Origin of the sequence: Pseudomonas izuensis (assembly GCF_002356535.2) — a bacterium.
Lineage (GTDB): Bacteria > Pseudomonadota > Gammaproteobacteria > Pseudomonadales > Pseudomonadaceae > Aquipseudomonas > Aquipseudomonas izuensis.
In genome coordinates this window covers 3372429-3385889 of record NZ_AP017423.2, presented here as the reverse complement: position 1 = coordinate 3385889, position 13461 = coordinate 3372429, and the positions used below count along the sequence as shown (strand labels likewise).

Below are 13461 nucleotides of genomic sequence, written 5' to 3'. Positions count from 1 at the left end.
AATTCAGTTTTCCTACAAAGGAAGGATTTGGTGCCGTACGTCGTTAGACGATGTTTCCGATGCTGCCGAATCAATGACAGGCATGTCGACTATTAATAGCCACTGATAGTGTTGGGTTGAAAGCCCAGCTAGAGTTCATGGCATTAGAGGTTCATTTGGCGAGGTTTGCGATGTCCCGCACGATCCGTTTTCACAAGTTTGGTCCAGCCGAGGTGCTCAAATGCGAAGAGCATGCGGCGGCTCTGCCTGCACCGGGCGAAGTGCAGGTGCGCGTCGAAGCCATTGGCATCAGCTGGTACGACATTCTCTGGCGTCAGAACCTGGCGTCTTCCCATGCTCGTCTGCCTTCAGGTCTCGGCCAGGAAATGGCCGGCATCGTCACCGCTGTCGGTGAGGGGGTCGATGACCTGGCGGTCGGTGACAAGGTCGCCAGTTTCCCGGCTGAAAGCCCGAACGATTATCCGGTCTACGGCGAGCAGATTGTCCTGCCGCGTACGTCGCTGACCCGTTACCCGGACGTGCTCAGCCCGATCGAAGCCAGCGTGCACTACACGCCGCTGCTGGTCGCCTATTTCGCCTATATCGATCTGGCGCGTGTCAAACCCGGGCAATTCGCCCTGGTCACCGACGCCAGCCACTGCGCCGGCCCATCGTTCGTACAACTGGGCAAAGCCTTGGGTGTACGGGTGATTGCCGCTACCAAGACGGCGGAGGAACGCGAGTACCTGCTGTCGCTGGGTGCCGAGAAAGTCATCGTCACCGAAGAAGAAGATCTGCTGATGCGGATCAACAAGATCACCGACAACCGCGGCGTGGACGTGGTGTTCGATGGTTTGGGCGGACCGCAGATGTCGCTGCTCGGCGATGTACTGGCACCACGCGGCAGCCTGGTCCTGTACGGCCTGCAAGGGGGCAACCAGACGCCATTCCCGGCCTGCGCGGCGTTCCAGAAGAACATTCAGTTTTTCGTGCACTGCATCGGCAACTTCACCGGCAAGCCGGAACTGGGCATCATCCAGGACCAGGTCGCACTGCAACGTGCCTTGCGTGACATCAACCAGCTGACTGCCGATCGCGTTCTGCTGCCACTCAAGACTCGGGTCTTCCCGTTTGCCGAGTTTGTCGAAGCGCATCGCTACATGGGCGAGTGTCCTTGCCGCGAAAGGGTGGCGCTGCAGGTCGAACCGGCCTGATTCACCCCTCGACGTCCCCCCCTCAAAGAGTCCGTTTCATACGGACTCTTTCGTTTTCAGCACATTGCATATGTAGGCAATCCAGCAACTGAACTGGTTTTTGCGCTCAATCTGTAGCTTCTATTGCGTAACTAAGCCCTGATAATTGGATGATTACTTTCATCTCAAGGAATGAGTCATGGGCGGGTATCGGATCGATACTTTTCAATGCGCTGCACATTTGTCTATTGAACAAACAGCGCACTCTTACGCAGTTGCAGAACAATTGTCGGCAACTTCTTTCTGTATTTCTTGTGTTAAGTATCTGTGGGATTCTGTAGGGCATTTCCTAGGACGTTGGGTGCCGGCGCAGCAAGGCCCGCTGACCGGGCCTTTCGGCTGTCTGCGCGTGATCAAGGGTGGCTGCACCCGTTCACTGTCTGAAATGTCGAGCTGAAACTTCAGTGCTAGCATTCGGCAATAAAACCCATTCATCACCTCATATCCAGGCCATTCCCTGCGCTGTGCATGCCGTTGTTAGCGCAATACCGAACTTACAAGCATCAGGTAAATAAAGATGACCCACATCCATGATCAAGCGATGAACTATGTCTACCAACAAGTGCTGCAACGATTGCTGAGTTTCTTTTCCCGTGCCGAACGCACGGCACTGCAGTTGTTGATTCAACGCCTGGCGGTTGCCGCCGGCGGCATGGAACGAATGGGCGACTTCAAGGTGCTGGCGATCCAGTCAGGTTCCCGTGACAGTTGCTACACCCTGGCATTACTGCGCGCCGCCCAATTGACCATCGCCGGCCGGGCGCCGGCGACATTCCAGTTGCGGGTGGCAACCTTGCGTGTGAACGGCAGCAATCCGACGGCTCTGGAAAATATCCATCGCACTTGCAATGCACTGTTCGTCTATGACGATCCACGGGTTGAAGTGCTGATGGCCGATAACCGGGAAATCCTGCCGTTCAACCACGCGGCGCCGGTTTCGCCGGCCGGGCACGAATCCAATCGGACGAACCTGCTGATGCTGGGACATCGCCGGGTCTGGGATGGGCCGCTTGATCTGTGGGATGACAGTTATCTGGCCATGGGTGAGTTCTGCGGGCAAATCGCCCGCTGGAACCGTGGCGTCGATGCCTTGGTGAGCAGCGATACGCCTCGGCAGCAGAAGCAGTTCATGGAGGGTTTGAAACGAGCGGTCGCCAAGGCCGGGCTTGAGTCTGCGGACTACCCTGAGCCTGGCTACGCCGGGTTGTTCGCGTTGCTCGATGAACTGGGCGGCGCAGGTTTTCGGCGGTTCTACACCGAGGACGACCTGGTACCGTGGCACCCGGCCGAACAGTTTGAAACCTGTCGCCGCACAACGTTTATCGATATCCACGACATGCTGGTGAGCAATCTTAAGGAGCGTTGGCCATTGCTCACCGAATTTCTCGGGTTTCAGGCAGACGAGTTGGCGGCGCAACTCAGTGACAACGAGTACGTCAGCCTTCCGGTTGCGGCGCACCTGCGAGGGCTGCAAGCCTGCTTCGTGCAAGACCGCAGTTACGAGGCGGGTGTCGCCGAATACCTGCAACGGGCCTTGGTGATGATGCGTCGCAAGCAATTGCCGGAGCGCTTGTGCGAGCTGGCGGAGGAGGTGTTCGGCAATCCGGCGACGCTGGCGGATCTGCGTGTACGGGCGGCGACCGAGGCACAGCGCAGCCTGGGACTCAGCGAAGCGCAAATGGTGTGCCTGCTGTTCGCGCCTTTTGGTGACAATGCCGCGACCCTCGAACGGTTTCTGCGCCAGTGTCACCCCGGCATGCTGGTGGCCATGCCGGAATTGCACCGGGCCATGCAGGGGTATCCGGTCGCGGATCAGGTCATGCAATGGATGGTTGATGTCAGCGGCCTGCCGGTCAATCTTATTGGTCAGCTCTATCGCATGGGGCCGGTGCCTGTAAATCAGGGCAGGGCCGTTGAATCGGCAACGGGCGATCCGGATATGGAAGTCCAGGCCGGCGAGGGCAACGACAACACCGTCATGATGGGTGAACGGTCGGCAGGTCGTTGAAAATGCGCGGACCGAAAGCCCCCCGGGCATCGCATGACAAGCGTCGTCACCCCCGCGGTCATCTGCCATGAAAGGCTCCCGCGAAACCGATTTCGCCTACCAGGCAGTCTACCGCTACCTGATCAGCCTGATCGGCGAAACCGCCGGCGATGAACACCTGCGCCTGCCTTCGTTGCGCCAATTGGCCGAGCGTCTCAACGTGTCGATCTCGACCATTCAGTACGCCTACTCACTGCTGGAGAAAGAAGGGCGGGTGTACTCGGTGGCCAAGTCCGGTTATTACGCGCTGCCGACACCGGCCATCGGCACGCTCTACAGCGGTAACGACTTGCTCGAAAGCGTGTATGTCAATGCTCGCCGGCCTGGCATGCTGGTGCTGAGCGGCGACGAGCCGGCATTGCTGCAGCCGATCGATAGCCCGTTGTTGCTGCTGGAAAGAGAGCTGCTGCGCCAGTACCCACGCCAGCCGCAACCCAATTCACAACCCTGTGGCGAACTGGAGCTGCGCATGGCCTTGGCCGCGCGCTATACCACGTCGCCGGTGCGCTGCTGGCACGCCGATGATGTTTATATCGGTGCCGATCTTCGCGGTGTGCTGGAAATCCTGATCGCCGTGCTGTGCCTCAAGGACGCCACGGTGGTGGTGGAGTCGCCTTGCGATTGGGGGATATTGCGCCTGTTCCAGACGGCGGGTGTGCGAGTGATTGAATGGCCGCTGATGGCCAATGGCAGCCTGCACCATGAACATCTGAAGGAGCTGCTGGAAACCGAGCCCGTGCATTTGGTGATGGTTTCATCCGCGCTGAACATGCCCCGAGGCAGCCGGGCGCCGGACGATAACCGGCAAACCGTCGCGCAGTTACTGGAACGCTATGACTGCTGGGTGCTGGAAAACGACTGTTACGGTGAGCTCGGATTCGAGCCAAATGGCCTGCGGTTTCGCGATCTGCTGGCCCCGAACCGGTTGCTGGTATTTTCCACGTTCGAAAAAGTCATCGGTCCGGAAGCCCCGTACGGTTATTTGCTATCGCGCCATCTGAGCAGCGAATGGCAGCGGCAGTTTTTGCTGCGCGCCTTTCGCCTGTCTTCGATTCGCCAGAAAGCCATTGCCCGTTTGTACAACAACGGTCGCATTGATCAGCATTTGCAACTGCTGCGACGCCGGCTCAAGGACAGCAAGGCGCAGATGAGCCAATTGCTGTGCGAACGCCTGGGCGATGCGCTGCAGTTCGTCGAGCCTGAAGGTGGCGCAACGATCTGGGTGCGTTCGATGCGCCGGGTCGATGTGCGACAGGTGTTCCAGCGCCTGCTCAAGCATCAGGTGGTCATTGCACCGGGCGAGTTGTTCAGTCTCCAGGGTCTGCATACCCAACATCTGCGCTTGAGCCACAGCTTCGGCAGCGATCACGACCTCACCACCGCACTGGGCTTGTTGGGCGAGGCTTTGCGCCTGGAATCACTCGACTGAATCGGCCTGCCCGAGGTTTATAACAGTGCGCTTGAGTTGAGTCGGGATCGATAACGTCGCGCAGCGGTCAAACTGCCAGTAAACTGCGTTCCAATTCCTGAACCACTCTATTCCAGAGGTTTTGCATGACACTCAGTCATTTTGCGGGCAAACCGGCACCGGTAGAATTGTTGCTCGACATCCCGCGACTGGTAACGGCGTATTACACCGGCCAGCCTGATGCCGCCATTTCGACCCAGCGCGTGGCTTTTGGCACCTCCGGGCACCGAGGTAGCTCCTTCGACCTGAGTTTCAACGAATGGCACGTCCTGGCGATCAGTCAGGCCATTTGCCTGTATCGCGAAGCCCAGGGTATCGATGGTCCTCTGTTCGTCGGCATCGACACCCACGCGCTGTCGACCCCGGCCGGTGCCAGTGCCCTGGAAGTGCTGGCTGCCAACGGCGTCACGGTGATGATTGCCGAAGGCGACGAATACACGCCGACCCCGGCCATTTCCCATGCGATTCTCTGCTACAACCGCGGGCGCACCTCGGGTCTGGCGGACGGCATCGTCATTACGCCATCCCACAACCCGCCACAAAGCGGTGGTTACAAATACAACCCTACCAACGGTGGCCCGGCCGATACCCACATCACCAAATGGATCGAAGCCAAGGCCAACGAACTGCTGGCCAACAAGCTCGCCGGCGTCAAGCGCATCAGCTACGAACAGGCCCTGAAAGCCAGCACCACCCATCGTCACGACTATGTGAACACCTACGTCGCCGACCTGATCAACGTCATCGACTTCGACGCCATCCGTGACGCCAAACTGCGTCTGGGTGTCGATCCGCTGGGCGGGGCAGGCGTGCGCTACTGGTCGGCAATTGCCGAGCACTACCGCCTGGATCTGGAGGTGGTGAACAAGCAGGTCGATTCGACGTTCCGCTTCATGACCGTCGATTGGGATGGCCAGATTCGCATGGACCCGTCCTCCACTCACGCCATGCAGGGCCTGATCGGTCTCAAGGAACGTTTCGATGTGGCGTTTGCCTGCGACCCTGACCACGACCGCCACGGCATCGTCACCCCGTCCGGCGGCCTGCTGGCGCCGAACAACTACCTGGCGGTGTCCATCGATTACCTGTTCCAGAACCGTCCGCACTGGCGTGCCGATGCGGCCGTGGGTAAAACCGTGGTCAGCAGCGGGCTGATCGATCGCGTGGCCAAGCGCCTGGGTCGTCGTTTGTATGAAGTGCCGGTCGGCTTCAAGTGGTTTGCCGACGGCCTGTTCGATGGCTCTCTGGGTTTTGGCGGTGAAGAAAGCGCTGGCGCGTCGTTCCTGCGCAAGGACGGTGGCGTCTGGTGCACCGACAAGGACGGCTTGATCCCGGCGCTGTTGGCAGCCGAAATGACCGCCCGCACTGGTCGTGATCCAAGCCAGGCCTATCGTGCCCTGACCGATGAATTGGGCGAACCGTTCTCGGTACGGGTCGACGCCAAGGCCAATCCGGAGCAGAAAGCGCTGCTGAGCAAGTTGTCACCGGATCAGGTCACCTCGACCGAACTGGCGGGCGAAGCGATCCAGCGCATCCTCAGCCACGCGCCGGGCAACGACCAGGCGATTGGTGGCCTGAAGGTCATGACCGAGAACGGCTGGTTCGCAGCGCGTCCGTCGGGTACCGAGGATATCTACAAGATCTATGCGGAAAGCTTTGTCAGCGATGTGCATCTGAAGCAGTTGGTGGCTGAGGCTCAGACGTTGGTGGATGGCGCGATTTCTGCGAAATGATTGATGGCCCATCGCGGGCAAGCCTTGCTCCCACAGTTGAACGCATTCCCTGTGGGAGCAAGGCTTGCCCGCGATGACGGTCTTATGAGCGACACAGATCTCGAATCAAAAAAAAGGGGCGACCATTCACGGTCGCCCCTTTTTTTGCCCGGTTTTTACCGGATCACGCCAGATCCACCAACACGATTTCACTGTCCTCGATCGCTGTCACCCGCAACACCTGCTCATCGGCCACTGCAACACCGTCTCGAGCTTGTGCACGTAAGCCATTGATTTCTATGACTCCGGTGGCCGGGACCAGGTACGCACGACGGCCGCTGTCCAGGTGATATTCAGCGCTTTCGCCGGCCTTCAGGTTTGCCGCCACCAGCCGTGCATCGGCACGAATGCGCAGGCTTTGATCGTCGCCCGCCTTGCCGCTGGCCAGCGTCACGAACCCTTCGCGCTGGCCTTTAGGGAAGGGTTTGGCGCCCCAGGACGGTGCCAGGCCGGATTCATTGGGGATGATCCAGATCTGGAAGATCTTGGTCGGTGTCGCCTCCAGGTTGTATTCGCTGTGGGCGATGCCGGTGCCAGCGCTCATGACCTGGACATCACCCGCTTCGGTACGCCCCTTGTTGCCAAGGTTGTCCTGGTGGGTAATGGCGCCTTCACGCACATAGGTGATGATTTCCATGTCCCGGTGCGGGTGCTGCGGGAAACCGGTGCCGGGGGCGATCACGTCGTCGTTCCACACCCGCAGGTTGCCCCAGTTCATGCGCTTGGGGTCATGGTACTCGGCGAACGAAAAGTGGTGATGGGCATCCAACCAGCCGTGGTGCGCGCCACCGAGTGACTTGAAAGGTCTGAGTTCGAGCATGATCGTCTCCTGGAAAGGTTCGTCATGGGCAGGACGCGTAAGCCATGAAGCGAGACCGGTAGTTGATGAAGGGCATCATCCTTCAGGTAAACATCGATAAAAAGCGTAAAAAATGCTTCATACCTATCGAGTAATTTGATGCGATGCACCCCATGGATAATCTCATCCAGCCTTCAATTCAGCGCATAAGCCAATGAGTCATAAGCATTTCACTAGAACTCAAAGGCAAATGCAGACACCATAGCCCTCAACAGCCTCACACCCTGGAGTCCGTACGCGTGTCGCAACACACCCCCGATCTTCCCCCTGAACTTCGTCCGCTGGCCGAGATGCCGCTGCTCAAGCGGCTGGCCGCGCGTTTCTTTGGCCACGGTTTGACGCGCCTGCGCGCGCAACACCGCGCGTCCTGGTTGCATGGTCAGGCGGATGGTTTTCGCAGCGGGCACATTGCCGGGGTGGAGTACGGCTACAAGGAAGGCAAGCTCGAAGGTCTGGAAGAAGGTCGACAGGTGCTGCTGATCCGCGACTCGCGCTGCACCGAACATCGGCCACCGAACATCGATGATCACCTGTTCGACGACTGGCGACTGCCCCTGACGGCAGAGTTGAAAAAGCGCATGAAAGCCGATGTCGCCCGGCTGCTGCCGGCCCATGCGCAACCCAGCGTCGCCCAATGGAAGATGATCTTCAGCGATACACCCTCAACGTCGGTGATCGCCGGTGCCGGCGCCGGCAAGTCGACGACGCTGGTCCTGCGCATTGTGCTGTTGACGCATTACCTGGGATTCGAGCTGAGCTCGATGACCGTGGTGACCTTCACCCGCGAATCACGCAAGGACTTCATCAACAAGCTGATCGAGATATTCGCGCTCTGGGGTCGGGTGCTCGGCTTCAAGGATGCACGGGATCTGGTGCGCACCTTCCATTCGCGGATTCTACCCATGGTCCGCAGCCTGCCAGGCTTCGAACGCCTGCAGGCGTTCGAAAACCTCAGCCTGCGCACGCCAGGCGGCGATGAAGAGGTGGACAGCAACCCGTTCGACCTGCGCATCAACGACGCCCAGCGCCAGCAACTCAATGCCTGTTATCACGCCTTGCATACCCGCGATGAGCGCTTTCGCGAACTGATCAAGCCCTTGTCGCGCCATGCCTTGCAGCTCAAGGAGCTGGAGCGCGATCACCCGGACGTGCAGAAGCGGGTGGCCGTGACCGAACTGGCGGCCAGGCGCGATGAAGAACTGTGCGACACCATCGAAGATCTGTGGTTTCGCGCGGGGGCCTGGCCGATCAAAGGCATTGAACCGAAGCGCCAGACCTTCGATATCAACGGCGCCACCTTCCATTGCCATGGTTACATTCCATCCCTGGACGCCTGGGTGGTATTGGGTTTCGATCCCCGGGAAAACCCGCAGGTCAGCCGTCCGAACGCCAAGCTGACGGTGCGCGCAGAGTGGGCCGTGAAGCGCACCCTGTTTCAAGCTTTCTGCCGTAAGCCATTGATATGGTTGGATAGTTACGAATCTTCGCGGCGTGTTCTGGCGTCATTGGCCGGTGATGCCAGTGCGGGGCCGGGCTTCGATTACAAGGTCAAGGGCGAACTGGCGTCCGCACCGTTGCTGGACTGTTTTGTCGCGGCGGCCGGGTTTATCGAAAACCTCGGTCTGGACGTGCCGAACGCCGTGAGCCAGATGAGTTTCGCCAAGGACGACCCGGACCGGTTTTTCTTCGAGGCCCTGAGTCTGTACTGGCGTGCGCTGGAAGATCATTTGCTCGACCAGAAACCGCCGATCATGACCTACAATCGGATGTTTGCCCTGTTCAGCGAGCACTCCCCGGAAAACCTCAAACTGCTCAGCGATGAGCTGCTACGACCGCTGTCGCACTTGATGATCGACGAATTCCAGGACGTATCGCCGCAGATCGTCTCCTGGATCCGCGCGAGCCTGGCTGAGATACGCAGCCGTGGCCCGGCCATGCACGTAGGGCGCGGTGCCCAGCGTTCATCGTTGCTCTGCGTCGGAGATGATTGGCAATCGATCTATGGCTGGCGCGGCAGTTCGCCGAGTTACTTCATGGAGTTCAACAAAGAGTTTTCTTCGCCGAGCACCACCAAGGTCATGCTCAGCGACAACTACCGCAGTCACCAGCACATCATCGATGCTGCCGAACACATCGTGCGCGCCGCCCCGGCAATTGCCGGCAAGAAGGCCAAGGCCTGTGGCGAGCCGAGGGAGCTGCTGCCGGTCAACGTATTGGACCGCGACGACCAAGGCATGGCCAAACGCCTGATCGAGCATTACCGCAAGGGTGATTCAATCTTGATGCTTTATCGAAAAAGTAGCGATAAGTCATTGATTGAAGAGCATATTCAGTCAGTAGTTAATGTTGATTCGAGCTTGCCGCACGAAGCCCGGCGCCTGAGGCAACTGACCTATCACAGCGCCAAGGGCTTGCAGGCCGATGCGGTTTTTCTGCTCGGTGATTGTCAGCACCTGACCAGTTCGCCCTATAAGAACCAGGTGTATCGCATGGCGGGTCTGGGCAAGGCCAGTGACAGTGAGGCGTACGATAATGCGCAGAAAGACGAGATCCTGCGCCTGGCCTACGTGGGCATCACTCGGGCGGTGAGTCACTGCTACTGGTATGTCGACGGGCAGGATACCCAGGCCGCCAATACCCCTAAGGCATCGGACCGGATTGGCAAGGGCAAGGCGTTCTTTGCCGATCATCGTCAAGGCAAGGCATCGGCGTAAATCACCTCTAGGAGCGAGCTTGCTGTGGGAGCAAAGCTTGCTCGCGATAGCGGAGTATCAGGCGCCATCATTGTTGACTGAATTGCCGCCATCGCGAGCAAGCTTTGCTCCTACAGCGTTTTATGTCAGGCGTAAAAAAGCCCACGGGATGTGGGCTTTTTGTTGGATATCCGGCTATCAGGCATAACTCCTGAGTGCCATCGGGGGAACGAACGCTTCCAGCTCATCCTCGACGGCTTCGATTATTCGCTCGACGTCGGCGGCATTCATGACCGTCGCACAGGGAATACCGGCAATAGCGATCATGGTCTCGCCACTGGCCCGATCAAACAAACGGGCAATCATGCTGCCCGGGGCATCCATGCTCGCCTCGAATCCCATGGGATGAAAATGCCAGCGCATCAGCTGGCAGGCATTTGGAAAAGTGACCTTGCTGAACCCTCTATTCATGTGTTGCCCGCCTTCTTCATCGAGCGCTTCCTTTAGCTCATGTTAGGAGGGAAGAACCTTCATTGGCTCAACCAGTGACAGACTTTAAAAGTAGCACCCACGTGTGAAAAAAATGTTTTTTTTTCAGGCCGATTAGCGATTGCTGCCATTTTTTTGATTCAGGTCACTGTTCGATCGCGGCTCCTGACCCGGTAGCCATTGAAGGCGAGGGGAAACTTCGGCAAGCTCGGTTTTTTTCGTCGAGACCTTTATGCACGCCGAGGATGATGGCCCGTTGCAAACCCTGGCCACAGGCGAAACGGTCATGCGTTATCACCTGCGCTGGAAGCACCGGGATCTGGACGGCGTCATGGCGCTGTATCACCCCGAGATCCAGTACAACGACTTTTTCCAGAACCGTGTGATGGGCCTGGACGAATTACGTGAATACGTACGCAGCAGCATGCCTCGGGACCCGGATGAAGCGCTGGAACATTCGGACCGCATTCGCCTGGATGGCAACACCGCGTTCATTCAGTACCGGATAACCCTGCGCGGTGGCGAAGGCCTGGTGTCGTTTCGCGCCAGCGAGGCCATCACCGTGCGGGACGGGTTGATCTGGCGGGTCAACGAGTACGCTTCGCTGGTGCACGAGCCATCGACTCGCAAAACCACCGGCACCCAGCGTCCGGCAGTCAGTCGCCTCGGTTTGTCACCGCGCCAGCTGAGTTTCATGGCCGATGATCTACAGCAGTATTTTCAGCGCCAGCAACCCTACCTCGACCCCGAACTCGACCTGCAGCGGGTGGCGAAGGAGTGCGGTTACAGCCGCAACCAGATTTCCTATCTGCTCAACCAGGTGCTCGGCCAGAGCTTCTATCGCTACGTCAACCAGGCACGCCTGCAACACCTGCTCGCCGCGCTGGAGAATGCCACGCCACCGGTGCGCATCGACGAACTGGCCTTCGCCGCCGGCTTCAATTCACTGTCGGCGTTCTACAGCTGTTTCCGCCAGCACACCGGTCAGTCGCCCAAGGCCTACGCCAAACAAATTTCTTTGCGTGCACGCGCGCAAGACAGCCTCTAAAGCCACGCACTAGGATCAACGCCATCGAAGTTTGAGTGGCGGAGTCTTGCATGCCGGCGTGGCGCACTATCAGTTTGTGGATGGACCAACTCGACGAGCCGCTTCAGGCGCGTGCGGCGCTGGAACAGGATCTGGATATCGACGTGGCGATCATCGGTGCCGGTTACACCGGGCTGTGGACCGCGTACTACCTCAAGCGTCAGGCACCCGAGCTGAACATTGCCATCATCGAGGCGCAAACCGCCGGTTTTGGCGCCTCGGGGCGCAATGGTGGTTGGTTGATGGGCAATCTGTTGGGTGAAGACCGGCTACTGGCCGAGCTTTCACCGGAGCAGCGCCGGGCTTCCTACGATCTGTTGCACAACATTCCTGATGAAGTGCGAATCGTGCTCGAACGTGAAGGCATCGACTGCGATCTTCGCAAGGGCGGCGCATTGTATTGCGCGGCCCGCTACCCCGAACAGGAAACCAGCCTTCGCCAGTACCTGGACAAGCTCTACCGCCAGGGCCTCAACGAAAGCGATTACCGCTGGCTGAACCCGGAACAACTGGCGCAACAGATCCGGATCGCCAAACCCTATGGCGGTATCCATGCGCCCCACGTCGCGACCCTGCACCCGGCGAAGCTGGCCCGTGGTCTGGCACGCACGGTCGAGCGCATGGGCGTCAACATCTACGAAAACAGCCCGGTCACCCAGTGGCAATCCGGCAGCCTGCGCACGGCACAAGCCTCTGTGCGCAGCCGCTGGGTGGTGCCGGCGGTGGAAGGCTATGCCGTCACGCTGCCACCGTTGGGGCGTTATCAGTTGCCGGTGCAAAGCTTGATCGTCGCCACTGAGCCACTGTCCGCCGCCACCTGGGATGAAATCGGCCTCAGCCATGGCCAGGCGTTTGGTGAAAGCAGCCGCCAGGTTACTTATGGCCAGCGCACGGCCGACAACCGGCTGATCTTCGGCGCACGGGGCGGATACCAGTTTGCCGGCCGGCTGCGCCATGACTTCGACCTGACCAGCAGCGAAATCGAGCTGCGCCGTTATCTGTTCGGCGAACTGTTCCCCCAACTCAAGAACGTGCGGATCACCCACGGCTGGGGCGGCAACCTGGGCATGTCCCGGCGTTTCAAACCGCACATGCTGTGCGACCGGGCCAGCGGCATCGCCTTGTCCGGCGGCTACGGCGGGGAGGGCGTCGGTGCCAGCAACCTGGGCGGGCGAACCCTGGCTGACCTGATCCTGGAACGGGATACCGAGCTGGTTCACCAGCCGTGGGTCATCCCGCAGGGCGGCCTCGACGCACTCAAGGCCTGGGAACCCGAACCCTGCCGTTGGCTCGGTTACAACGCGATCATCCGCAGCTTCGTCCACGAAGACCAGACCCTGGCAAATCCGGGTACCGCCCCTTGGCGACGCCAACTCGCCAGCGGAGTCGCGGGGTTCATGGAAGGTTTCATGCAGTAAGCGGCGCGCACTCAATCCATAGGCTGTCATCGACAGGTACTCCCATGAGCATTACGCAATTCAAGAACACCGCAACCCTGAAGCTGGAAGAGTCGAACCCGGTCGCCGTGCCATTGGGCACGCCCGTGGCGGTCGCTTCGACCACCAGTGTGGAGCGCAATGACGGCGTCGAAACCGGCGTCTGGGAATGCACGCCCGGGCGCTGGCGGCGGCAGATCGTCGCCCAGGAATTCTGTCACTTCATCCAGGGCCGCTGCACCTTCACCCCGGACGACGGTGAAACCCTGCACATAGAAGCCGGCGACGCACTGATGTTGCCTGCCAACACCCTCGGGATCTGGGACATCCAGGAGACCGTGCGCAAGACCTACGTTTTGATCTTTTAATACCGATCCC

At 59.4% G+C, this 13461-nt stretch carries 10 protein-coding genes; 8 read left to right on the top strand and 2 right to left on the bottom strand.

Annotated features, from left to right (window positions below; translation table 11 throughout):
- Positions 1–170: 170 nt before the first annotated feature.
- The 4 genes from LAB08_RS15060 (at position 171) to pgm (ending at position 6480) form a co-directional block, all read left to right on the top strand.
- Entirely contained in the window at positions 171–1193 is a 1023-nt protein-coding gene (locus LAB08_RS15060) for a zinc-dependent alcohol dehydrogenase family protein (protein ID WP_096511330.1), read from the top strand.
- Between the two features lie 556 nt (positions 1194–1749).
- Complete coding sequence (locus LAB08_RS15055; RefSeq protein WP_096511332.1) at positions 1750–3240, top strand: hypothetical protein; 1491 nt, start codon at positions 1750–1752, stop codon at positions 3238–3240.
- 67 nt (positions 3241–3307) lie between these two features.
- Positions 3308–4708 carry an aminotransferase-like domain-containing protein gene (locus tag LAB08_RS15050; RefSeq protein ID WP_096511334.1) on the top strand — a complete coding sequence of 467 codons (1401 nt, stop codon included), beginning with the start codon at positions 3308–3310 and terminating at the stop codon, positions 4706–4708.
- A 125-nt stretch (positions 4709–4833) separates the two neighbouring features.
- The gene (gene pgm, locus LAB08_RS15045) at positions 4834–6480 is read left to right on the top strand and encodes a phosphoglucomutase (alpha-D-glucose-1,6-bisphosphate-dependent) (protein WP_096511336.1); all 1647 of its coding nucleotides are present in this window, start codon (positions 4834–4836) and stop codon (positions 6478–6480) included.
- Between the two features lie 163 nt (positions 6481–6643).
- Here pgm and LAB08_RS15040 read toward each other — a convergent pair whose 3' ends face one another.
- Positions 6644–7339 carry a pirin family protein gene (locus tag LAB08_RS15040; RefSeq protein WP_096511338.1) on the bottom strand — a complete coding sequence of 232 codons (696 nt, stop codon included), beginning with the start codon at positions 7337–7339 and terminating at the stop codon, positions 6644–6646.
- Between the two features lie 278 nt (positions 7340–7617).
- Here LAB08_RS15040 and LAB08_RS15035 point away from each other — a divergent pair, with 278 nt between their 5' ends.
- Positions 7618–10092, top strand: a complete 2475-nt coding sequence (locus tag LAB08_RS15035; RefSeq protein ID WP_096511340.1) for a UvrD-helicase domain-containing protein — start codon at positions 7618–7620, stop codon at positions 10090–10092.
- A 177-nt stretch (positions 10093–10269) separates the two neighbouring features.
- Here the strand turns inward: LAB08_RS15035 and LAB08_RS15030 are convergent, their stop codons facing one another.
- On the bottom strand, positions 10270–10542 hold the full coding sequence (locus LAB08_RS15030) for a DUF1652 domain-containing protein (RefSeq protein WP_096511341.1): 273 nt from the start codon (positions 10540–10542) through the stop codon (positions 10270–10272).
- 250 nt (positions 10543–10792) lie between these two features.
- Here LAB08_RS15030 and LAB08_RS15025 point away from each other — a divergent pair, with 250 nt between their 5' ends.
- The 3 genes from LAB08_RS15025 to LAB08_RS15015 are packed head-to-tail and all read left to right on the top strand — an operon-like array spanning position 10793 to position 13451.
- Positions 10793–11608: a helix-turn-helix transcriptional regulator gene (locus tag LAB08_RS15025; protein ID WP_096511343.1), complete on the top strand. Its 816-nt coding sequence runs from the start codon at positions 10793–10795 to the stop codon at positions 11606–11608.
- A 50-nt stretch (positions 11609–11658) separates the two neighbouring features.
- Positions 11659–13065 carry an NAD(P)/FAD-dependent oxidoreductase gene (locus LAB08_RS15020; protein WP_096511345.1) on the top strand — a complete coding sequence of 469 codons (1407 nt, stop codon included), beginning with the start codon at positions 11659–11661 and terminating at the stop codon, positions 13063–13065.
- Between the two features lie 44 nt (positions 13066–13109).
- Entirely contained in the window at positions 13110–13451 is a 342-nt protein-coding gene (locus LAB08_RS15015; protein ID WP_096511347.1) for a cupin domain-containing protein, read from the top strand.
- Positions 13452–13461: the final 10 nt, after the last annotated feature.